The organism is Herbaspirillum sp. SJZ106 (assembly GCF_006715495.1).
Taxonomy (GTDB): domain Bacteria; phylum Pseudomonadota; class Gammaproteobacteria; order Burkholderiales; family Burkholderiaceae_D; genus Herbaspirillum.
Genome location: NZ_VFNI01000003.1, coordinates 657,612 through 679,152 on the forward strand (window position 1 = coordinate 657,612; position 21,541 = coordinate 679,152).

Annotated in this window: 15 protein-coding genes; 9 read left to right on the plus strand and 6 right to left on the minus strand. The window is 62.4% G+C overall.

Annotation, left to right across the window (positions count from 1 at the left end; translation table 11 throughout):
* Positions 1 to 31: 31 nt before the first annotated feature.
* Positions 32 to 1,099 carry a type II asparaginase gene (locus FB598_RS12840; RefSeq protein ID WP_141914286.1) on the minus strand — a complete coding sequence of 356 codons (1,068 nt, stop codon included), beginning with the start codon at positions 1,097 to 1,099 and terminating at the stop codon, positions 32 to 34.
* 468 nt (positions 1,100 to 1,567) lie between these two features.
* Between FB598_RS12840 and FB598_RS12845 the strand changes: the two genes are divergently transcribed.
* Positions 1,568 to 3,070, plus strand: a complete 1,503-nt coding sequence (locus FB598_RS12845; protein WP_141914284.1) for an AMP nucleosidase — start codon at positions 1,568 to 1,570, stop codon at positions 3,068 to 3,070.
* 92 nt (positions 3,071 to 3,162) lie between these two features.
* Here the strand turns inward: FB598_RS12845 and FB598_RS12850 are convergent, their stop codons facing one another.
* Positions 3,163 to 4,386, minus strand: coding sequence for a YbfB/YjiJ family MFS transporter (locus tag FB598_RS12850; protein ID WP_255463993.1), 1,224 nt, complete (start codon positions 4,384 to 4,386; stop codon positions 3,163 to 3,165).
* A 203-nt stretch (positions 4,387 to 4,589) separates the two neighbouring features.
* Here FB598_RS12850 and FB598_RS12855 point away from each other — a divergent pair, with 203 nt between their 5' ends.
* Entirely contained in the window at positions 4,590 to 5,453 is an 864-nt protein-coding gene (locus FB598_RS12855) for a LysR substrate-binding domain-containing protein (protein WP_141914281.1), read from the plus strand.
* 309 nt (positions 5,454 to 5,762) lie between these two features.
* On the opposite strand, the gene nhaR is transcribed toward FB598_RS12855, so the two are convergent.
* Positions 5,763 to 6,677, minus strand: a complete 915-nt coding sequence (nhaR, locus tag FB598_RS12860) for a transcriptional activator NhaR (RefSeq protein WP_141914279.1) — start codon at positions 6,675 to 6,677, stop codon at positions 5,763 to 5,765.
* Between the two features lie 141 nt (positions 6,678 to 6,818).
* Between nhaR and FB598_RS12865 the strand changes: the two genes are divergently transcribed.
* Positions 6,819 to 7,139, plus strand: coding sequence for a zf-TFIIB domain-containing protein (locus tag FB598_RS12865; RefSeq protein ID WP_141914278.1), 321 nt, complete (start codon positions 6,819 to 6,821; stop codon positions 7,137 to 7,139).
* 41 nt (positions 7,140 to 7,180) lie between these two features.
* Positions 7,181 to 8,146 (plus strand): TerC family protein, encoded by a 966-nt coding sequence (locus tag FB598_RS12870; protein WP_141914276.1) that lies wholly within the window; start codon positions 7,181 to 7,183, stop codon positions 8,144 to 8,146.
* Between the two features lie 304 nt (positions 8,147 to 8,450).
* Here FB598_RS12870 and FB598_RS12875 read toward each other — a convergent pair whose 3' ends face one another.
* Together FB598_RS12875 and FB598_RS12880 are read right to left on the minus strand one after the other, a co-directional pair.
* Complete coding sequence (locus tag FB598_RS12875) at positions 8,451 to 9,020, minus strand: NADPH-dependent FMN reductase (protein ID WP_141914273.1); 570 nt, start codon at positions 9,018 to 9,020, stop codon at positions 8,451 to 8,453.
* A gap of 133 nt (positions 9,021 to 9,153) precedes the next feature.
* The gene (locus FB598_RS12880; protein WP_141914271.1) at positions 9,154 to 10,326 is read right to left on the minus strand and encodes a multidrug effflux MFS transporter; all 1,173 of its coding nucleotides are present in this window, start codon (positions 10,324 to 10,326) and stop codon (positions 9,154 to 9,156) included.
* Positions 10,327 to 10,470: 144 nt separating this feature from the next.
* On the opposite strand from FB598_RS12880, the gene FB598_RS12885 reads away from it, so the two are divergent.
* The 5 genes from FB598_RS12885 (at position 10,471) to FB598_RS12910 (ending at position 20,778) form a co-directional block, all read left to right on the plus strand.
* On the plus strand, positions 10,471 to 11,340 hold the full coding sequence (locus tag FB598_RS12885; protein ID WP_141914270.1) for a LysR family transcriptional regulator: 870 nt from the start codon (positions 10,471 to 10,473) through the stop codon (positions 11,338 to 11,340).
* A 134-nt stretch (positions 11,341 to 11,474) separates the two neighbouring features.
* Positions 11,475 to 12,215 carry a transposase gene (locus tag FB598_RS12890; protein ID WP_141914269.1) on the plus strand — a complete coding sequence of 247 codons (741 nt, stop codon included), beginning with the start codon at positions 11,475 to 11,477 and terminating at the stop codon, positions 12,213 to 12,215.
* 176 nt (positions 12,216 to 12,391) lie between these two features.
* A complete protein-coding gene (locus FB598_RS12895) occupies positions 12,392 to 17,068 on the plus strand; it encodes a glutamate synthase-related protein (protein ID WP_141914268.1) in 4,677 nt (1,558 codons plus the stop codon).
* 102 nt (positions 17,069 to 17,170) lie between these two features.
* Positions 17,171 to 18,634, plus strand: a complete 1,464-nt coding sequence (locus tag FB598_RS12900) for a glutamate synthase subunit beta (RefSeq protein WP_141914267.1) — start codon at positions 17,171 to 17,173, stop codon at positions 18,632 to 18,634.
* 350 nt (positions 18,635 to 18,984) lie between these two features.
* Positions 18,985 to 20,778, plus strand: a complete 1,794-nt coding sequence (locus FB598_RS12910) for a M61 family metallopeptidase (protein WP_141914266.1) — start codon at positions 18,985 to 18,987, stop codon at positions 20,776 to 20,778.
* Positions 20,779 to 20,876: 98 nt separating this feature from the next.
* Here the strand turns inward: FB598_RS12910 and FB598_RS12915 are convergent, their stop codons facing one another.
* Complete coding sequence (locus FB598_RS12915) at positions 20,877 to 21,485, minus strand: 50S ribosomal protein L25/general stress protein Ctc (RefSeq protein WP_141914265.1); 609 nt, start codon at positions 21,483 to 21,485, stop codon at positions 20,877 to 20,879.
* Positions 21,486 to 21,541: the final 56 nt, after the last annotated feature.

Sequence of the window (21,541 nt, forward strand, 5' to 3'; positions counted from 1 at the left end):
GCGCGCTGGCGGGCGCCGCCGTGCCGGGCGATCAGTATTCCCAGAACATCTTCTGGATTTCCTTGGTGTCGGTGGTCCTGGTCAGTGCCAGCATCAGCAGGATGCGGGCCTTTTGCGCATTGAGCGTGTCGGAGACCACGAAATCCAGCTTGTCGTCGTCGGCTTCGCCGTTGCGCGCCACGATGCCCTGGCCGACGCGGCTTGCGCGCACAATGACGACGCCCTTCTTGCGGGCTTCGGTCAGCGACGGCACGACGGTGTTGTTCAGGCTGCCGTCGCCCACGCCGGCGTGGATGATGCCTTGCGCGCCGGACGCCACGAAGGCGTTGAGCGCAATCGGGTTCATGTTGGCGTAGCCGTAGACGATGTCGACTTGCGGCAGCTTGTCCAGATTGCTGATGTCGAATGGGGTGTCAACGGTGTTCTTGCGGGTCGACTGGCGATAGAAGAACGGCTTGCTGCCCTGGATGTAGCCCAGGAAGCCCAGTTCCGGGGTCTTGAAGGTGTCCAGCGTCGAGGTATTGGTCTTGGTCACTTCGCGGGCGGCGTTGATCTGGTCGTTCAGCGTTACCAGCACGCCCTTGCCGATGGCTTCCTTGCTGCCTGCCAGCAGGACTGCGTTATACAGGTTGATCGGGCCGTCGGCGCTGATCGCGGTCGACGGGCGCATGGCACCGACGATCACCACCGGCTTCTTGCTCTTGACCACCAGGTCGAGGAAGTAAGCGGTTTCTTCGATGGTGTCGGTGCCGTGGGTGATCACGATGCCGTCAACGTCGTTCTGCGCCAGCAGGGTGTTGACGCGCTTGGCCAGTTTCAGCCAATAGTCGTTGTTCATGTTTTCGCTGGCGATCTGGAAAACCTGTTCGCCTTTGACGTTGGCCACCTTTTGCAATTCGGGCACGGCGGCGATGAGCGCATCCACGCCGACCTTGGCGGCGGTGTAGCCGACGGTGGTGGTGCTGGTGGCGCCGGTGCCGGCGATGGTGCCGCCGGTGGCCAGGATCATGACGTTGGGGAGATTCTGCGCTTGCGCGGCTGCGGCTGCGGCCAGGCAGAGCAGAACCAGGATTTGGCTGATGAATTTTCTAGCGAGCATGTGTGCCTCTGTATGTGTGATTGGATGTTTTTATGCCCCCGATAAGCCGGCATGGATCGGTTTGCCGGCGAGCCTGATGGGCTTCGGAGAACGGCCAAGATAGCACCCGCTCGTGTTGCGATCAAAGGTTTTTTTAACCCGTGGGAAGATGCACCGGCGCTGGGAATGGATGCACCCGGATGAGCTTGCGAAAGCACCATTGCGGAGCGCGGCATCCGCGATTTTGCAGCGGCCTTCGGGATTGCGCGGGCAGGATGTACGGCGTCCGGGAAGCTTCCGACGATAGCATCGAACCCGTGCCGCGCAAAGGGAGGGAAGCCGGATATTGCGATGCCTGATCCGACGATGATGGTGAGGCGGCGACTCGGGTAATATCGCAGATGCACACAAGGATTTTCAACGTCCGGCAATGGCCGGTAAAAAGCCGCACACCGGTTGTGCTGCGTGCGGCAATGATGGAGAAAGACGATGTTTGCCACCGAAAAATTCACCGACCCCGATGCCGCCTACGCGCGCGTGCTTGAGATCTATGAACGCAACACTGCCATCCTGCGCGATGCCTTTCGCAAGTTCTCGGCCGGGGAAGTCCTGGAGCAGCGCGTGCGCGCCTGCTATCCCTTCGTGCGCATTACCACCGAGAAGGCGACCCATACCGATACCCGCCAGTCGTTCGGCTTCGTCGCCGGCCCCGGTTGTTACGAAACGACGCTGACCCGGCCGGCGCTGTTCCACAATTACCTGCTGAGCCAGTTCAAGCTGGTGCTGCAAAACCACCAGGTGCCGCTGGAGATCGGCGTGAGCGATTTGCCGATTCCAGTGCATTTCGCCTTCCCGGAAGGCATCCACGTCGAAGGCAGCCTCGATCCGGAGCATCTGCGCTCGCTGCCGGACGTATTCGACCTGCCCGACCTGGCGGCCATGGATGACCGCATCGTCAATGGCACCTATGAAGTCGACAATGGCGCCTGGCGCGACGGCGTGCATCCTCTGGCGCTGTTTACCGGGCCGCGCATCGATTATTCGCTGCACCGGCTGCGCCACTACACGGCCACCTCGCCGGACCAGTTCCAGCGCTATGTGCTGTTCACCAACTATGCGTTTTACGTGGACGAGTTCGTGCGCCTCGGGCGCAAGCTGATGGAGCCTACGGACGATCCGCAAGAGCGCGCCTATCGCCAGCAATATGTAGCCTTTGTCGAGCCCGGCAACGTCACCACCTGGAGCGCCAACCAGGAGGAAGGAACGGCCCCGCCGGCATCGGGCGCGGCGCCGGCGCGCCAGCCGCAAATGCCGGCCTACCACCTGCAGCGCGCCGACGGCAGCGGCATCACGCTGATCAATATCGGCGTCGGGCCATCCAATGCCAAGACCGTGACCGACCACGTCGCCGTGCTGCGCCCGCACGGTTGGCTGATGCTGGGGCACTGCGCCGGCTTGTCAGCTTCGCAGCGCATGGGCGACTACGTGCTGGCGCATGCCTATGTGCGCGACGACCATGTGCTGGACGACGACCTGCCGCTGTGGGTGCCGATCCCGGCGCTGGCCGAAGTGCAACTGGCGCTGCAGGACGCGGTGGCCAGCATCACGCAGCTCAAGGGATATGAGCTCAAACGCATCATGCGCACCGGCACGGTGGCTTCGGTGGATGACCGCAACTGGGAGCTGCGCGACCATCGCATGCCGCTGCTGCGGTTTTCCCAGAGCCGGGCCATCGCGCTCGACATGGAAAGCGCCACGGTGGCGGCCAACGGTTTCCGTTTCCGGGTGCCTTACGGCACGTTGCTGTGCGTGTCGGACAAGCCGTTGCACGGCGAGATCAAGCTGCCCGGCATGGCCAACAGCTTTTATGAGCAGCGGGTGGCGCAGCACTTGCAGATCGGCATCCGTGCGCTGGAGCTGTTGCGCAACAACGGGATCGAGCAACTGCACAGCCGCAAGCTGCGCAGCTTCTCCGAACCGGCGTTCCGCTGACCCGCCTTTTCCGGGACTGGCTTCCGGAGGCGAAAACGCCCGCTGCAGCTACTGCAGCGGGCGTTTTTTTGCGGGGTCGTTGCGCGCCGGAGTCAGGCCGCCTTGTGTTCCAGTTTGTGGCTCAGCGTCAGCCTGTAATAGAGGACGGCGCCGACCAGCAGGGCCGCCACCGCCACGCACAGCGATGGCGTAAACGAGCCGCTGCTGTGCACCAGCGCGGTCGCCAGCGGCGGGCCGGCGATCTGGCCGATGCCGTAGGCGGCCGTCATCAACCCCATCAGGCTGCTGGCATGCGATTGGCGCAGGCGTCGCGCCTCGCGCATCGCAAACAGCGTGATGGCAGTGAAGGGCAGGCCCAGCAGCAGGCAGCTCAATGCGAAGCCGATGGCATTGGGCAGCAAGATGGAGAGCGCAACGCCTGCGGCTTGCATGATGTAACTGCAGGCCAGCAGCAGGCGCTGGTCGCCATGCACCGGCAGGCGCGTCGCGCCGAAGGCGCCCAGCGCCACGCCGAAGCCGAAGATGGGCCAGAAGAAGTCCGGCCAGTTCGATCCCGGCAAGGCCTGGCGGGCGATCACCGGCAGGAAGGTGGCGGTGATGATGTAGCCGAAACCGGCCATGCCATAGGCGATCACCTGCTGGCGCACTTCGCGCTTTTGCGCGGGAGATTCCTGCTGGGCGTCCTGGGTTTGCGCGGCGGCGGGGCCGGTTTGCGCCTGGCCGGCATCGAAGTTGAACGTCTTCCAGACCAGGGCCGTCAAGGCCAGCGAGATGAGCGCGAATAAGATCCAGCCGGAAGCGGCCAGCCAGCCTGCCGTCACCATGGCGCCGGTGAGCAGGCCGCTCAATGCGATGCCGATGCCGGGACCGCAGAAGATCACGCCGCCCAGTTCGGGATGCTTCAGTTGCGTCAGCTGCTGCAGGCACCAGCCGGCGGTATAGACGAACACATAGGCGCTGGCCACGCCTGACAGCAGCCGCAACCCCAGCCACATCGCATCCTCGTGCAGCAAGCCCATGCCCAGCGTGAGCAGGATGGTGGCGGCCAGGCCGCCGCGTATCAGCGGCACCGGCTTGTTGCTGCGATGGAAGGCGCAGAGCATGGCGCCGATGAAGTAGCCCAGGTAATTGGCGGTGGCCAGCCAGCCGCCCATCTGCAGGTTGAGGCTGCCTTCATGCAGCATCATCGGCAGCAGCGGCGTGAAGGCGAAACGGCCGATGCCCATCGCCACCGACAGGGTCAGCATGCCGGCCAGGCAGACTTTCCAGGCCGTGGCGCGGCTGGCCTGCGCCGGAGCGTGCGCGGCGGCACTCATGCGCCGGCTCCTTGCACGGCGGTGCTGGGGAATGAGGCAGGGGTGCTGCATAAGATGGGGAAGCGCTGGCGCGGATGCCTGCGGCTGCAATGGCAAATCATGGCGGATGCATATTCTTATTGACGAGGATGTCTATGCTATCTTGTTTCATGCATTCGAAAAAATGAATAATAAGAATGACTTCATCTTCAATGGAGATTGAAATGGAACTGGCCGAACTGGAAATCTTCCGCGCCGTGGTGGCCGAAGGCGGCATCACGCGCGCCGCCGAAAGGCTCAACCGGGTGCAATCCAACGTCACCACGCGTATCAAGCAATTGGAGGAATCGATCGGCGTGCCGCTGTTCGTGCGCGACCGCCGCCGCATGGTGTTGACGGCGGCCGGGCAATCCATGCTGGATTACGCCGAGCGCATTCTCGACCTGGTGCAGGAGGCGCGCCAGGCGGTCGCGCCGCAAAGTCCGCGCGGGCGCTTGCGGATCGGTTCGATGGAGAGCGCCGCGGCCAGCAGGTTGCCGGCGCCGCTGGCCGAATTCCATAGCCGCTGGCCGGAGGTGAGGCTGGAGCTTTCTACCGCCCCCACCGAAACGCTGGTGGCCCAGGTGCGCGATTTCAAGCTCGACGCCGCGCTGGTGGCCGGGCCGATCGATGATCCCGCCTTCGACGCCACGCCCCTGTTCAAGGAAGAGCTGCTGCTGGTGGCGCCGAAGAGCCATCGCCGGGTGCGCTCGCCGGACGATGTCATGCTCGACACGCTGATCGTCTTCGAACAGGGGTGCGCCTATCGCCGCCATGCGGAAAATTGGTTTTCCTCTTCCTGCAAGGGGCGGCGGCCTGGCCGTACGCTGGAGTTGGCGTCTTATCATGCCATTCTGGCATGTGTGGCCGCCGGCGCCGGTGTGGCGGTGGTGCCGCGCTCGGTGATCGATATGCAGAATGAGCCGCGCGGTTATTCGACCTATTCGCTCGGCAAGGATGGGCGTATCACCACTTATCTGATCAGTAGACGAGAACAATATTCGTCGTCTTTTCTGGCATTGCGTTCTTTACTTATGGCGTGCGTTTGATATATTGAACCCAACCATGGCGGCGACAATTTTTCTTGCTTGCGTCATATGAAGATGGCGTAACAATTTGTAAAAAACGCTGCGCCACAACATCGATTTTCATATATTGAAGTTCCCCCTCCATTCTCCCCCCCGAGAATGGGATTTACCCCACGGACTGCAAAGTACGTGGGGTTTTTCTTTTGTACTTTTCGTTTTCCTTGCCTTGGGTGTCCGCGCCAGGACTACCTTTGCGGCTGGCATGGAAATGTGTGCGGGAACATCGAAGGAGAAGGCGTCGGCGCGATATCGTTTTCATCGGCAAGCGGGTTATGCGTGCGAACTGCCGACGACGAGGTTGTCACGGGCCGCCGACTGGATGGCGAGCACCGCCGGATGCGTGAGCTTGCGTTCTACCGAGATGGCGTAGAACTGTTCCCTGACGGCATCGGTCTTGCCTATTTGCACGAGGCCATATTGCTTCCTGACTTGCGCGGCGATGGCTGTCGGCGCGGCAAAGATGCCGGTGCCGGCGTCACCGAAGGCCAGCAGCAGGGCGCCGTCATCGAATTCGCCGGCAATTCTGGGGCGGATCTTTTCCTTCTCGAACCAGCGCAAGAGGCGCGGGCGTACCGCCGCATCTTCGCCTGGCATCAGGAACGGCGCGCCGTCCAGGCTGTGCGGAAAGCCCTTCTTGTAGCGCCTGGCCAGCTCGGGCGTGGCGAAGAAGCTGGTATCGCATTCACCCAACAGGTGGTGGTAGCCGCGCACATCGACATTGGCGGGCATGGGGCTGTCGGCGATGATGATGTCGAGACGATGAATGGCCAGTTCGGCCAGCAGCGCATCCAGCTTGCCTTCGCGGCAGACGATACGGATCGGTTCCTCCATCGACAACGCGGTTTCCAGCAGCAGGTAGGCGATCGCCTTGGGCACCGCGTCGGCCACCCCCACGCGCAGTTGCAGCGCGCGGCCGCCGGGGCGGAAGCGCAAGGCTTCTTCCAGCTCTTCGCCCACGGTAAAGATGCGCTCGGCGTAATCGAACACCATTCTTCCTTCGTCATTCAATTCCAGCCTGCGTCCGACGCGGTTGAACAACTTGTATCCTATGTTTTCTTCGAACAGCGTTAGCTGGCCGCTGATGGTTTGCGCGGTCAGGTGCAAGCGTTCGCCGGCGCGCGCTACGCTGCCGGTCTTGGCGACGGTCCAGAAATAATGAAGATGTTTGTAGTTGAGCGAGGGCATCTTGGTATCATCGGTTTTCTCGATCAATTATCTCAGAATATTCGAATTTTCATTCGCATCGTTTTCTCCTAAAGTGGCGTGTCATCGGCGGCGTCCACAGCGGACGCCGGCCATATTGTGGTTGCCATGAAGGAGCGACGAATGAAATGTCCTGTGTGTACAACGACTAATCTGCTGATTTCGGAGCGGCAAGGCATCGAGATCGATTATTGTCCGCAATGCCGCGGCGTGTGGCTGGATCGCGGCGAGCTCGACAAGCTGATCGAGCGTTCCGCAGCCAGCGCCATGCCGGTCGCAGCCCCGGCGGCGGCGCAGCGCCAGGCGCCGCCGCAGCAAGCCTATGACCCGCGTTTCGGGCATGGCGGCCAGCCGCATCGCGATGGTTATGGCTCTGGACAGCAAGGCTATGACCACCGGCGCAAGAAAAAGGGGTTCCTTGGCGAGATCTTCGATTTCGACTGATGCACGCCTGGAATCCGCAATCCAATGAAAAGGGGTAAAAAGTGAGCGGCGTAGAGAGTTTCGCAAGCGGCCCGATGTGGCTGGGTTTCATCGTATTTGTGCTGGGCATGCTGGCGCTTGACATGTTTGCGCTGGGCGGACGCCGCGCGCACCGTGTCTCGCCCAGGGAGGCGCTGGGGTGGTCGCTGGCATGGGTATCGCTGGCGCTGTTGTTCGCCGGCCTGATGTGGTGGTACCTGGATGCGAACGTGGGGCGCGAGTTCGCCAACCAGAAGGGGGCTGAATTCCTCTCCGGTTACCTGATCGAAAAGGCGCTGTCGGTCGACAACATCTTCGTGTTCCTGATGATCTTCAGCTACTTCGCGGTGCCGCCCGAGATGCAGCGTCGCGTGCTGCTGTACGGCGTGCTCGGTGCGATCGTGATGCGGGCGGTGATGATCCTGCTGGGCGCCTGGCTGATCGCGCAGTTCAGCTGGATTCTTTACCTGTTCGGCGCTTTCCTGGTGTTTACCGGCGTGAAGATGCTGGTGTTCGCCGACAAGGAACCCGATCTTGGCGATAATCCGTTGCTGCGCTGGCTGCGCGGCCACCTGAAGATCAGCAAGGAATACGACGGCGAGAAGTTTTTCACCGTGCAAAACGGCGTCAAATATTTCACGCCGCTGATGCTGGTCTTGTTGCTGATCGAACTTTCCGACCTGATTTTCGCGGTGGACAGCATCCCGGCCATCTTTGCGATCACCAAGGATCCGTTCATCGTCTTCACCTCGAACATGTTTGCCATCATGGGCCTGCGCGCGCTGTACTTTTTGCTGGCCGACTCGGCAGAGCGCTTCCATTTGCTCAAATATGGCCTGGCGCTGGTGCTGCTGTTTGTCGGCGTGAAGATGCTGGCGGCTTACTGGTTCCACATTCCAGTGGTATGGTCGCTGGCGGTGGTGGGGGCGATCCTGCTGGTGTCGATCATCCTGAGCCTGCTGCTGTCGCGCGACAAGAGAGAGGCCTGAAGCCTTACTGTCGTCAAACCAATCAAGCCATTGAACCGGCCGGAGCGATCCGGCCGGTTTTTTTATTTCACGATGACCCTGACTCCAGCGCCCCGCGCCGGATCAGGTGGCCGACGCTTCATTGTCGAAATTCTGAAGCGGGATGAGAGTATCGGTTCCTGGACGCATACTGCACTGCCGTGCTGCAATTCGACGCGGTGTTCGTTGGGGCCGTAGCGCCACAGAGTGCAGCAGAGTGCGGCGGTGTCGCGCTGGAATACGGGCCAAGCGGAGAGGACTCAGAGCATGACCCGGCCACCGCAATTTAACGACGATTGTCGATCGAACTGCCGTCGAGGTTTTCCGCACATTGTTTGCAATAGGCGGAAAAGTCGCTGAGAAATGCTTCGGCCTTGGTGCGATTGGCCTCGGACCTGAGGATCTCGGCGACTCGCTCGGGCTCTTCATTCATCACTGGAACCCGCAACAAGAGATCATTGTTGAAACAGGTGCTGATCGTGGACAGCACAGTTCGCAATGCCGCGAGCATGTCATCCCCGCGGGGAGATGCGTGGACCAATGCGATCGGTTTTCCGATAATCTGTTCGCCTGAAACAAGCCAGTCAATGGCGTTCTTCAGGCCGCCCGGTATGCCGCGAATGTACTCTGGGCTGGATATGAGCACCCCATCGCTCTTCGCAATGTGCGCTATGAATTGTTTGACGCTGTCAGGATGTTCCAGGCCGTCAAAGTCAGGCGAAAAGATCGGTAATTCGCCAATGCTGGCGTACACATCTATCGCTACATCTGACGGTGCAATGGCCTGAAGAGACATCAGTAGCGCCGTATTTGTCGACCTGCGGCGAACGCTACCTGAGATGGCAAGAATTTTCATCGGGGCAGGCTACCATGGGCAGCTCAGAGTGAAACCATCATTTTTGCCGTTCCGGCAGGGTTTATCCTGTCGCAGGCCGTGTCTTCTTTGCCACCGCCTGCAGATGCCGAATGGCCGAACCGGGGCCGGCTATTCAGGCTTCGCCCATCCGGCGTCCAGGCCGTGGCAGACAGGTTGACAGCGCGATCAGGCCGAGCACCAGCACCGCGCCGCCAAGCACGCCAAGGCCGGTGCCGAAGGCCGCACTGATGCCCATCGCCGCCAGCGCGGCGCTGCCGATCTGGCAGAACCCTACCAGTCCCGATGCAGTGGCCGCATGTCCGTGCTCGCTCGCAATGGCTCCGGATACCGCCAGAGACAATGACGAACCATTGGCGAGACTGACCAGGCACATCGGCAGCACCACGGCTGCCGCGCCATGCAGCCCCAATGCGAACACGGCCAAAAATGCCACGCCGCCAAGCATGAAACACATGACGCCGGCGGCGAGGATGCGGTCGTAGGGCCAGCGATCAAGCAACCGCTTGGTCAGCAGGTTGGCGCCGATGATGCCGGCCGTCAGCGGCAGGTACAGCCAGCCGCTTTGTTCCTCGCTCAAGCCTTGGCGCGCGAAAAGAAACGGCGATTGGGTCAAGTAGACGAACCAGGCGCAATAGATCGCACAGACCACCAATGTATAGCGGCGAAAAGTTCGGTCGCGCAGGACATGGCTGAAGCCGTTAAAGGGAGACGTTTGGGTGCGGGCATGGCGGGGGAGCGTTTCCGGCAGCAGCATTATCGCCATCAGTAGCGCCACGACACCGAACGCGGCCACGAACAGGAAATCGGCGCGCCAGCCGAAGGCTGCTGCCAAGTGCCCGCCGATGGCCGGCGCCAGGGCCGGCGACAGCGACACCAGCGGATAGATCACCGCATAGACCTTGGCGGAGGTGCGCTTGTCGCAGGTGTCGGCGATCAGGGCGCGTCCAACGACAAGTCCGGCGGCCGCGCTCACTGCTTCAAGCATGCGCCATGCCAGTAATCCGTTGTAGGTGGCTGAGGTCGCACACCCCACCGAGCCGATGATGTAGAGGATGATGCCGGCAAGCAGTACGGGCTTGCGGCCATTGCGATCCGATAGTGGCCCGTAGGCCAACTGTGCCATTGCCAGCGCCAGGAGGTAGAACGAGATTGTCTGCGGCATCTGCCAGTCGGCGACGCCGAACTCGGTGGTCATGCTTGGCATGGCGGGCAGATAAACGTCCGAAGCAATCAGGCCGAAGGCGCTCAGCATGGCGACAGTCAGGATGAACGGTAAGCGAGGCATGGCAGCTCCCCGCAGCTAGGCGGGCTGGCTGCGCGTCAAAGGGTCAAAAGGAAGAGTGCCATGTTACGGAGATACCTTTCATGTGAAAATGCATAAAATGGCAACCTGTAGCTGCATATTTGCAGCATTGGAAAATGGAGCGGTATGAACTGGGACGACGTGCGGATATTCTTGGCAATTCAGCGTGCCGGCACCTTGCGCGGGGCGGCGCAGCAGCTGGCGATCGACCAGACTACAGTGGGCCGGCGTCTGGCCGGATTGGAGCGGGCGCTGGGCAGCCGGCTGTTCCTGCGCACCACTGGCGGCTTGGTGCTGACCGACACCGGCCTGGAAGTGTTGCGCATGGCCGAGGAAATGGAGCACATGGCTGTCTCCTTTGAGCGCCGCGGCGAGGGGGCCGACGCGCGCGTGGCCGGAGAGGTGCGCGTGACCACCACGGACGCGTTAGCGGTGGACTTCGTGGTTCCGGCCATTGAACGCCTGCGAGCCAGCCATCCTGAGGTGCGGGTGATCCTGAGCACCACGACGCGGCTGCTCGACCTGGCGCGGCGAGAGGCCGACATTGCCGTACGTACCTTGCGGCCAGAGCAACCTGACTTGATTGTTCGCCAACTCGGTTGTTGGGATGTGGGCCTGTACGCAACCCGGACTTATCTGGCTAAGCATGGTGAACCGCAGCCCGGAGATGGCTTTGCGAGCCACGACATTGCGCTCTACCAGGATGGGGTAACCGGCCGGCAGGACAACACGCTGGCAGGTGAATCCAGGGCGCAGGGGCGCGTGGTTGCCGAACTGGATTCGAGTCTGATGCTCACGACCTTCGTGCGCGCCGGCCTGGCCATAGGCGAGTTACCCGAGTATCTGGCCCAGCGCGATCCCGCGCTGGTACGGCTATGGCCGGAGCGCCGGCGGGCCAAGCCCTACGAGGCGTGGCTGGTGTTGCACCAGGACTTGGCGCGCACGGCCAGGGTGCGTGTCGTCGTTGAGGCGATCACATCGGTTTTCGGCGATTAAAGGGCAGGCAATATTCCCCCATACAGTGCGACCCGGTTGTCTTTTGCAAAGCTTGTGACAAATCCTTGATAATAATTGGGGACGGAGTGCATTAGAATGTCGACTTCGCCACCCGGCTCCGAGTGAGTAGTCCCATGGCCCGCCTTCCGCGTCTCGTCGTTCCCCATCAGCCCCATCACATCATCCAGCGCGGCCATGACGGCTTGGCGGTCTTTCGCGACACCGAAGACCATCTGGCCTTTCTGGGCTGGCTGAAGGAGGCCTCGCGCCAGTTCAAGGTCGCTGTCCACGCCTATGTGCTGATGCCGGACCACTTGCATCTGCTGGCCACGCCAGTCGATGAGCAGGGGTTGGCACGAATGATGCAGTGGATAGGGCGCCACTACGTCCCTTATTTCAACCAGAAGCACGGGCGCAGCGGAACGCTGTGGCAGGGGCGTTATCGCGCCACCGTCGTGGATGCCGAGCAGTATCTGCTGGCCATTTGCCGCTACATCGAGCTCAATCCGGTGCGCAATGGGTTGGCCAGCGGCCCCGGCGAGTATCCCTGGTCCAGTTACATGCATCACATTGGCGCAAAGCAGGATGGCCTGATCACCGACCATCCGGTGTATTGGTCGATTGGCAACACCCCGTTCGACCGTGAGATCGCCTATCGGCAACTGACGGAAGAGGGGTTGGCGCAGGACGACATCGTGCGTATCACCGATGCCACGCTCAAGGGCTGGGCGCTGGGATCCGACGAGTTCAAGCTGGCGCTGGAGCGCCAGACGCATCGCCGCGTCAGTCCCGCCAAGCGCGGCCGGCCGGCAAGCGCCAAGCCGCAGGCCGGCGAGGAATCGGCGCATCAGGAACAGGAAAAGCAGCGGTCTTAAAAATAATCCTTACAGATCAATGGCTTGGTTCTTATTTAATTACTGTGTCCCTAATTAAAAATTCCTAAAATCTTTGTGGAATTTAATTTTACTCAGACCCCTTTTATTCTTGTTGAAGTATTGGGTGCACTGCACTATTCTTCAATTCCTTACTGTCAATGTGGTGGAGTACCGATATGCACGCGCAAGGCCTTTACGACCCAGCAAATGAACATGACGCCTGTGGCGTCGGATTCATCGCCCATATCAAGGGCAAGAAAACCCATTCCATCGTTGACCAGGGATTGCTGATTCTGAAGAACCTGGACCACCGGGGCGCCGTGGGCGCCGACCCGTTGATGGGTGACGGCGCCGGTATCCTGATCCAGATTCCCGACCAGTACTACCGTGAAGAAATGGCCAAGCAGGGCGTGGACCTGCCGCCGCCGGGCGAATATGGCGTGGGCATGGTGTTCCTGCCCAAGGAAAACGCCTCGCGTATCGCCTGCGAGCAGGAAATCGAACGCGCCGTGCTGGCCGAAGGCCAGATCGTGCTGGGCTGGCGCGACGTGCCGGTCGACCGCGACATGCCGATGTCGCCCACCGTGCGCGAAAAAGAGCCGGTGATCCGCCAGATCTTCATCGGCCGCGGCCCGGACGTGATGGTGACCGACGCGCTGGAGCGCAAGCTGTACGTGATCCGCAAGTCGTCCGGCCACGCCATCCAGGCGCTGAACCTGCTGCACGGCAAGGAATTCTTCGTGCCCTCGATGTCGGCCCGCACCGTGGTCTACAAGGGCCTGCTGCTGGCCGACCAGGTCGGCGTGTACTACAAGGACCTGCAGGACGAGCGTTGCGTCTCCGCGCTGGCGCTGGTGCACCAGCGCTTCTCCACCAACACCTTCCCCGAGTGGCCGCTGGCCCACCCGTACCGCCTGATCGCCCACAACGGCGAAATCAACACCGTCAAGGGCAACTTCAACTGGATGCGCGCGCGCGAAGGCGTGATGCAGTCGGCCGTGCTGGGCGCGGACCTGAAGAAGCTGTTCCCGCTGATCTATGAAGGCCAGTCCGACACCGCCAGCTTCGACAACGCGCTGGAGCTGCTGGTCATGGCCGGCTATCCGCTGCCGCAGGCGATGATGATGATGGTGCCCGAAGCCTGGGAAAACCACACCGCGATGGACGACAACCGCCGCGCCTTCTACGAATACCACGCCGCCATGATGGAGCCGTGGGACGGCCCGGCCGCGCTGGCCTTCACCGATGGCCGCCACATCGGCGGCACGCTGGACCGCAACGGCCTGCGCCCGGCGCGCTACATCGTCACCGACGACGACCTGGTGGTGATGGCGTCCGAATCGGGCGTGCTGCCGATCCCTGAATCCAAGATCATCCAGAAATGGCGCCTGCAACCGGGCAAGATGTTCCTGATCGACCTTGACGCCGGCCGCATCATCGACGACAAGGAACTCAAGGACACCTACGCCAACGCCAAGCCCTACAAGCAATGGATCAACTCGGTGCGCATCAAGCTCGACGAGCTCAAGAACGAGCCGCGCGAGCCGTCCTCCAAGCTGCCGCTGCTGGACCTGCAGCAGGTGTTCGGCTACACCCAGGAAGACACCAAGTTCCTGATGGCGCCGATGGCCACCGGCGGCGAAGAGGCGATCGGCTCCATGGGCAACGACTCGCCGCTGGCGGTCATGTCCAACAAGAACAAGACGCTGTACAACTACTTCCGCCAGCTGTTCGCGCAGGTGACCAACCCGCCGATCGACCCGATCCGCGAAGCGCTGGTCATGTCGCTGGTGTCGTTCATCGGCCCCAAGCCCAACCTGCTCGACACCAACAACATCAACCCGCCGATGCGCCTGGAAGTGTCGCAGCCGGTGCTGGACTACGACGACATCGCCAAGCTGCGCAACATCAGCGCGCACAGCGGCGGCAAGTTCAAGTCCTATGAACTGAACATCTGCTATCCGGTCGCCTGGGGCAAGGAAGGCATCGAGGCGCGCCTGGCATCGCTGTGCGCCAAGGCGGTCGACGCCGTCAAGTCGGGCCACAACATCCTGATCATCTCGGACCGCAAGGTCGACGCCGACCAATTGCCGATCCCGGCGCTGCTGGCCACCTCCGCGATCCACCAGCACCTGGTCAGCAAGGGCCTGCGCACCTCCACCGGCCTGGTGGTGGAAACCGGCTCGGCCCGCGAAACGCACCACTTCGCGCTGCTGGCGGGCTATGGCGCCGAAGCCATTCACCCGTACCTGGCGATGGATACCCTGTCCGAAATGGCGCGCGGCCTGCCGGGCGACCTGTCGCCGGAAAAGGCCATCTACAACTTCCAGAAGGCGGTTGGCAAGGGCCTCCTGAAGGTCATGTCCAAGATGGGTATCTCGACCTACATGTCCTACTGCGGCGCGCAGATCTTCGAAGCCATCGGCCTGTCGAAGTCGCTGGTGGACAAGTACTTCAAGGGCACCTCGTCCAACGTCGAAGGCATCGGCGTGTTCGAAGTGGCCGAGGAAGCGCTGCGCCTGCATACCGCCGCCTTCAGCAACGACCCGGTACTGGCCAATGCCCTGGACGCCGGCGGCGAATATGCCTTCCGCATCCGCGGCGAAGAGCACATGTGGACGCCGGACGCGATCGCCAAGCTGCAGCATTCGACCCGCTCCAACAGCTACAACACCTACAAGGAATACGCCCAGCTCATCAACGACCAGTCCAAGCGCCACATGACGCTGCGCGGCCTGTTCGAGTTCAAGATCGACCCGTCCAAGGCGATCTCGATCGATGAAGTGGAGCCGGCCAAGGAAATCGTCAAGCGCTTCGCCACCGGCGCCATGTCGCTCGGATCGATCTCGACCGAAGCGCACGCCACGCTGGCCATCGCGATGAACCGCATCGGCGGCAAGTCCAACACCGGCGAAGGCGGCGAAGACGTCAACCGTTACCGCAACGAACTGAAGGGCATCCCCATCAAGCAGGGCGCGACCCTGGCGTCGGAAATCGGCAAGGACGTGATCGAAGTCGACATTCCCCTGCAGGAAGGCGATTCGCTGCGTTCGCGCATCAAGCAGGTGGCATCGGGCCGCTTCGGCGTCTCGGCCGAGTACCTGATCTCGGCCGACCAGATCCAGATCAAGATGGCGCAGGGCGCCAAGCCCGGCGAAGGCGGCCAGCTGCCGGGCCACAAGGTGTCCGACTACATCGCCAAGCTGCGCGTGTCGGTGCCGGGCGTGGGCCTGATCTCGCCGCCGCCGCACCACGACATCTACTCGATCGAAGACCTGGCGCAACTGATCCACGACCTCAAGAACGTCAACCCGCGCGCTTCGATCTCGGTCAAGCTGGTTTCGGAAGTGGGCGTGGGCACCGTGGCCGCGGGCGTGGCCAAGGCCAAGTCCGACCACGTCGTGATCGCCGGCCATGACGGCGGCACCGGCGCATCGCCGCTGTCCTCGATCAAGCACGCCGGCTCGCCATGGGAACTGGGCCTGGCGGAAACCCAGCAGACCTTGGTGCTCAACGGCCTGCGCAACCGCATCCGCGTGCAGGCCGACGGCCAGATGAAGACCGGCCGCGACGTCGTCATCGGCGCCATGCTGGGCGCCGACGAATTCGGTTTCGCCACCGCGCCGCTGGTGGTCGAGGGCTGCATCATGATGCGCAAGTGCCACCTCAACACCTGCCCGGTGGGCGTAGCCACGCAAGACCCGGTGCTGCGCGCCAAGTTCTCCGGCAAGCCGGAGCACGTGGTCAACTTCTTCTTCTTCATTGCCGAAGAAGCGCGCCAGATCATGGCCCAGCTGGGCATCCGCAAGTTCGACGAGCTGATCGGCCGCGCCGACCTGCTGGACCGCAGCAAGGCGATCGCGCACTGGAAGGCCCGCGGCCTGGACTTCACCCGCATCTTCCACCAGCCGCAATCCTCGATGCCGGTGTACCACACCGAGGACCAGGACCACGGCCTGGACAAGGCGCTGGACCACAAGCTGATCGCGCAAGCGAAGATCGCTTTGGAAAAGGGCGAGAAGGTTTCCTTCATCTCCCCGATCAAGAACCTGAACCGCACCGTCGGCGCCATGCTGTCGGGCGAAGTGGCCAAGCGCTACGGCCATGAAGGTTTGCCGGATGACACCATCCACATCCAGCTGCAAGGCACCGCAGGCCAGTCGGCCGGCGCCTTCCTGGCGCACGGCGTGACGCTGGACCTGGTGGGCGAAGGCAACGACTACGTCGGCAAGGGCTTGTCGGGCGGGCGTATCATCGTGCGTCCCAACACCGAGTTCCGCGGCCGCGCCGTGGACAACATGATCTCCGGCAATACCGTGCTGTACGGTGCGATCAATGGCGAAGCCTTCATCAACGGCGTGGCCGGCGAACGTTTCGCGGTGCGCAACTCCGGCGCCATCGCCGTGGTGGAAGGCACGGGCGACCACGGTTGCGAATACATGACCGGCGGCACCGTGGTGGTGCTGGGCAACACCGGCCGCAACTTCGCAGCCGGCATGTCGGGCGGCATCGCCTACGTCTACGATCCGGACGGCGACTTCGCCGGCAAGTGCAATACCGCGATGGTGACGCTGGAGAAGGTCTTGTCCGACACCGAACAGGAAGCGTCGCTGGACCGCAGCGTGTGGCACAGCCTGGAACGCGGCGGCGTGCGCCAGACCGACGAGGCCATCCTGCGCGGCTTGATTGAACGGCACTTCAAGTACACCGGCAGCACGCGCGCGCGCTACCTGCTGGACAACTGGGCGGCATCGCGCACCAAGTTTGTGAAGGTTTTCCCGACCGAATACAAGCGTGCGCTGGCCGAACTGGCCGTTGCTGCCGAAGCCAAGAAGGAAAAGGTCGCCGCCTGAGCGGCGGTCTTTTCGGATCAATCAAGTACACAAGCACGTCGGCGGGCGCTGCGGCATTGAATCGCCGCCCGTCGCATCCTTAGCGAGAAATGTGAGAGGAAAATGGGAAAAGCAACCGGTTTCATGGAGTACCAGCGCCTGAAAGAGGCGAGCGAAGCGCCGTCGGCGCGCACCAAGCATTACAAGGAATTCGTCCTGCACCTGACCGAAGGCGACGCCAAGATCCAGGGCGCGCGCTGCATGGACTGCGGCATTCCGTTCTGCAATAACGGCTGCCCGGTCAACAACATCATTCCGGACTGGAACGACCTGGTCTACCGCGGCAACTACAAGGAAGCGCTGGACACGCTGCACTCGACCAACAATTTCCCCGAGTTCACCGGCCGCATCTGCCCGGCGCCGTGCGAAGCCGCCTGCACGCTGGGCATCAACAACGACGCCGTGGGCATCAAGTCGATCGAGCATTTCATCATCGACAAGGGCTGGGAAAACGGCTGGGTGGTGCCGCAACCGGCCGCCGTCAAGACCGGCAAGAAAGTCGCCGTGGTCGGCAGCGGTCCTGCCGGCATGGCAGCGGCGCAACAGCTGGCGCGCGCCGGCCATGACGTGACCGTGTTCGAGAAGAGCGACCGCGTCGGCGGCCTGCTGCGTTACGGCATTCCCGACTTCAAGATGGAAAAGTCGCACATCGACCTGCGCGTCGAGCAGATGAAGGCAGAAGGCGTGACCTTCCGCACCGGCGTGTTCGTCGGCAAGGATTTCCCGGAGACGGTCAATAACTGGTCCAAGGAAACCGTGTCGCCGGACGAGCTGAAGAAGGAGTTCGATGCCATCGTCATCGCCGGCGGCGCCGAGCAGCCGCGCGACCTGCCGGTTCCCGGCCGCGAGCTCAAGGGCGTGCACTTCGCCATGGATTTCCTGCCGCTGCAAAACAAGGTCAATGCCGGCGACAAGCTGAAAAACCAGATCATGGCCACCGGCAAGCACGTGGTGGTGATCGGCGGCGGCGATACCGGTTCGGACTGCGTGGGCACCTCCAACCGCCACGGCGCCGAATCGGTGGCCCAGTTCGAACTGATGCCGCAACCGCCGGAAACCGAGAACAAGCCGATGGTGTGGCCGTACTGGCCGACCAAGCTGCGCACTTCTTCCTCGCACGAAGAAGGCTGCAACCGCGACTGGGCGGTGGCCACCAAGCGCCTGGAAGGCAAGAACGGCAAGGTCGAGAAGCTGATCGCCGCCCGCGTCGAATGGAAGGACGGCAAGATGCAGGAAGTGCCGGATTCGGAATTCGAAATGAAGGCCGACCTGGTGCTGTTGGCAATGGGCTTCGTCTCGCCGGTGCAGCAGGTGCTGGACGCCTTCGGCGTCGAGAAGGATGCGCGCGGCAATGCCAAGGCGACTACCGATGGCGAAGGCTGCTACAAGACATCGGTCGACAAGGTGTTTGCCGCCGGCGACATGCGCCGCGGCCAGTCGCTGGTCGTTTGGGCGATCCGTGAAGGCCGCCAATGCGCCCGTGCAGTCGACGAGTTCTTGATGGGCGCTTCCCTGTTGCCACGTTAATGGATCGCCCGGCGATGGCTTGCAAGCCATCGCAGCGCTCGCCGGGCGAAACAGACGCAGGTCTGTTTCGCTTTATCCGGCTCCCGTCCGTGAAGGCCGCCAATGCGCCCGCGCAGTCGACGAGTTCTTGATGGGCGCATCGCTGCTGCCGCGCTGATGCCGGCCCGATAACAAGTTTGCTTCATTTGACCCTGGGCCCGGACAGACGCAAGTCTGTCCGGTTTTTTTTCGTCCGTGCGGGCAAAGCCGCGGAGGCGCCACGCAGTCCCGCAGAGGCGGGCGCTCAAGTAAAATAATCCCATTCACCGCACAGGCGCATGCGCAATGTCGCGCAGGCTTACAGGACCCACATGGCTACTCCTATCCGCTACACCATTACCTCCAACGATCCGGCATCCCACGTCTATGACGTCACCGTCACGGTCGATCGGCCTGCGGCCGAGGGCCAGGTCTTTACGCTGCCGGCATGGATCCCGGGCAGCTACATGGTGCGCGAGTTCGCCAAAAACATCGTGCGGCTGCGCGCCGAGTCCGGCGGCAGGAAGGTCGCCGTCAGGAAGCTCGACAAGCACACCTGGCAAGCCGCCGCCTGCACATCGGCATTGACGCTGAGCTACCAGGTCTATGCCTGGGACTTGTCGGTGCGCACCGCGCACCTGGACCGGACCCACGGCTTCTTCAACGGCACCAGCGTGTTCCTGGCCGCGCGGGGTTTCGAGCAGGGCCGGCACGTGGTCGACATCCGCCGCCCGGAAGGCGATGCCTTCAAGCGCTGGCGCGTGGCCACCGCGATGCCGGAACTGAAAGCCAGGCGCTATGGCTTCGGCACCTATGTGGCGCAAAACTATGATGAACTGATCGATCATCCGGTCGAGATTGGCGACTTCGCGCTGGCCAGTTTCAAGGCGCATGGCGTGCCGCACGATGTGGTGATCACCGGCCAGGCGCCCAATCTCGACATGGTCCGCCTGTGCGACGATCTCAAGAAGATCTGCGAGGCGCAGATCGCGTTCTTCGAGCCCAAGAGCAAGCGCGCGCCGATGTCGCGCTACGTCTTCATGACGCTGGCGGTGGGCGACGGCTACGGCGGCCTGGAGCACCGCGCATCGACCGCGCTGATCTGCGCGCGCGCCGATTTGCCGGTCAAGGGCCGGCCGGAGCAGACCGACGGCTACCGCACCTATCTCGGCCTGTGCAGCCATGAGTACTTCCATACCTGGAACGTCAAGCGCATCAAGCCGGCGGTGTTCGCGCCGTACGACCTGCGCCAGGAAAACTACACCTCGCTGCTGTGGCTGTTCGAAGGTTTCACCAGCTATTACGATGACTTGTTCCTGGTGCGCACCGGTGTGATCGATACCGATGCCTACCTCAATATGCTCTCCAAGACCGTCACCGGCGTGCTGCGCGGCAGCGGCCGCAAGAAGCAGAGTGTGTCCGAATCCAGTTTCGACGCCTGGGTAAAGTATTACCGCCAGGACGAGAATGCGCCCAATGCCATCGTCAGCTATTACACCAAGGGCTCGCTGGTGGCGCTGGGGATGGACCTGACGATACGCAAGCAAACGCGCGGCCGCCGTACCCTGGATGATGTCATGCGCGGTTTGTGGGGCCGTTACGGGCGCGATTTTTATGAAGGCGGCGCGCGCGGGCAGGGCGTGCCGGAGGATGACATCCTTGCGCTGTTGGAAGAATTCAGTGGCGCCGACCTGGGGCGCTTCTTTGAACGCTGTATCCGGGGCACGGAAGACGTGCCGCTGGCCGAGCTGTTGCCGGACTTCGGCGTCAGCTACGACGATGCGCCGCCGAAGGACGCCAAGCCCTGGCTGGGCGCGCGCATCGCCAAGGACGGCGGCGACGCCAAGCTGGCCAGCGTGTACGAAGGCAGTCCGGCCGCGCAGGCAGGCTTGTCAGCCGGCGACAAGCTGGTGGCGCTGGATGGTTTGCGCGTGCCGGCCTCCGGTCCGGACGGTTTGTTGTCGCGCTATCGCATCAACGATACCGTGCGCGTGCATGCCTTCCGCCGCGATGAGCTGATGGAGTTTGTCGTGCGCCTGAAAGCCGACGCAGCGCCGCAGGTAAAGCTGGCCGCGCTGGGCAAGCCGGCGGCAGTGGTGCGCCAGCGTCAATCCTGGCTGAAATGACCGCTTATGGCCGGTTCCTGGGCGAGTTCAATCCGGGATTGGCAGGCATAAAAAAACCCGCTTCGACCGAAGCGGGTTTTTCTTGAAACGCAAGCGGATTACTTGGCTTCTGCGGCGTCGCCAGCGGCAGCTTCGCCTTCAGCGGACACTTGACCGGCCGGCACGGTAGCGGTGGCGATGGTCAGGTTTTCCTGGGTCACGGCGGTCACGCCGTTGGGCAGCTTCAGGTCAGCCAGGTGGATCGACTGGCCGACGTCCAGCTTGGACAGGTCGACTTCGATGAATTCCGGCAGGTTCTTCGGCAGGCAGGAAACGTCCAGTTCCGATTGCACGTGGGAGATGATACCTGCGTGCAGCTTCACGGCTGGCGAGATTTCAGCGTTCACGAAGTGCAGGGGCACCTTGGTGTGCAGCTTTTGCGATGCGTCGACGCGTTGGAAGTCGACGTGCAGGACCAGTTGCTTGTACGCGTGGACTTGGAAGTCGCGCAGCAGGACTTGCTCGACCTTGCCTTCGATTTCCAGGTCGAGGATCGACGAGTGGAAGGTTTCCTTCTTCAGCGCGTGGTACAGCGCGTTGTGGTCCAGGGCGATGTTGACCGGTGCGCTGGTGCCGCCGTAGACGATACCGGGGGTTTGGCCAGCAATACGCAGGCGGCGGCTCGCTCCGGTCCCCTGCAGAGTGCGTGGAAATGCGATAACTTTCATGATAAAGCTCCAATGTTGGCAAAGCGCGTCGTTGTATTGGCGACGGATGCCTTGCG

What these genes read in the sequence shown, in the direction of transcription:
- FB598_RS12840 (WP_141914286.1), bottom strand. Translation starts at nt 1,099, where the DNA reads ATGCTCGCTAGAAAATTCATCAGCCAAATCCTGGTTCTGCTCTGCCTG.
- FB598_RS12845 (WP_141914284.1), top strand. Translation starts at nt 1,568, where the DNA reads ATGTTTGCCACCGAAAAATTCACCGACCCCGATGCCGCCTACGCGCGC.
- FB598_RS12850 (WP_255463993.1), bottom strand. Translation starts at nt 4,386, where the DNA reads ATGAGTGCCGCCGCGCACGCTCCGGCGCAGGCCAGCCGCGCCACGGCC.
- FB598_RS12855 (WP_141914281.1), top strand. Translation starts at nt 4,590, where the DNA reads ATGGAACTGGCCGAACTGGAAATCTTCCGCGCCGTGGTGGCCGAAGGC.
- nhaR (WP_141914279.1), bottom strand. Translation starts at nt 6,677, where the DNA reads ATGCCCTCGCTCAACTACAAACATCTTCATTATTTCTGGACCGTCGCC.
- FB598_RS12865 (WP_141914278.1), top strand. Translation starts at nt 6,819, where the DNA reads ATGAAATGTCCTGTGTGTACAACGACTAATCTGCTGATTTCGGAGCGG.
- FB598_RS12875 (WP_141914273.1), bottom strand. Translation starts at nt 9,020, where the DNA reads ATGAAAATTCTTGCCATCTCAGGTAGCGTTCGCCGCAGGTCGACAAAT.
- FB598_RS12880 (WP_141914271.1), bottom strand. Translation starts at nt 10,326, where the DNA reads ATGCCTCGCTTACCGTTCATCCTGACTGTCGCCATGCTGAGCGCCTTC.
- FB598_RS12885 (WP_141914270.1), top strand. Translation starts at nt 10,471, where the DNA reads ATGAACTGGGACGACGTGCGGATATTCTTGGCAATTCAGCGTGCCGGC.
- FB598_RS12890 (WP_141914269.1), top strand. Translation starts at nt 11,475, where the DNA reads ATGGCCCGCCTTCCGCGTCTCGTCGTTCCCCATCAGCCCCATCACATC.
- FB598_RS12895 (WP_141914268.1), top strand. Translation starts at nt 12,392, where the DNA reads ATGCACGCGCAAGGCCTTTACGACCCAGCAAATGAACATGACGCCTGT.
- FB598_RS12900 (WP_141914267.1), top strand. Translation starts at nt 17,171, where the DNA reads ATGGGAAAAGCAACCGGTTTCATGGAGTACCAGCGCCTGAAAGAGGCG.
- FB598_RS12910 (WP_141914266.1), top strand. Translation starts at nt 18,985, where the DNA reads ATGGCTACTCCTATCCGCTACACCATTACCTCCAACGATCCGGCATCC.
- FB598_RS12915 (WP_141914265.1), bottom strand. Translation starts at nt 21,485, where the DNA reads ATGAAAGTTATCGCATTTCCACGCACTCTGCAGGGGACCGGAGCGAGC.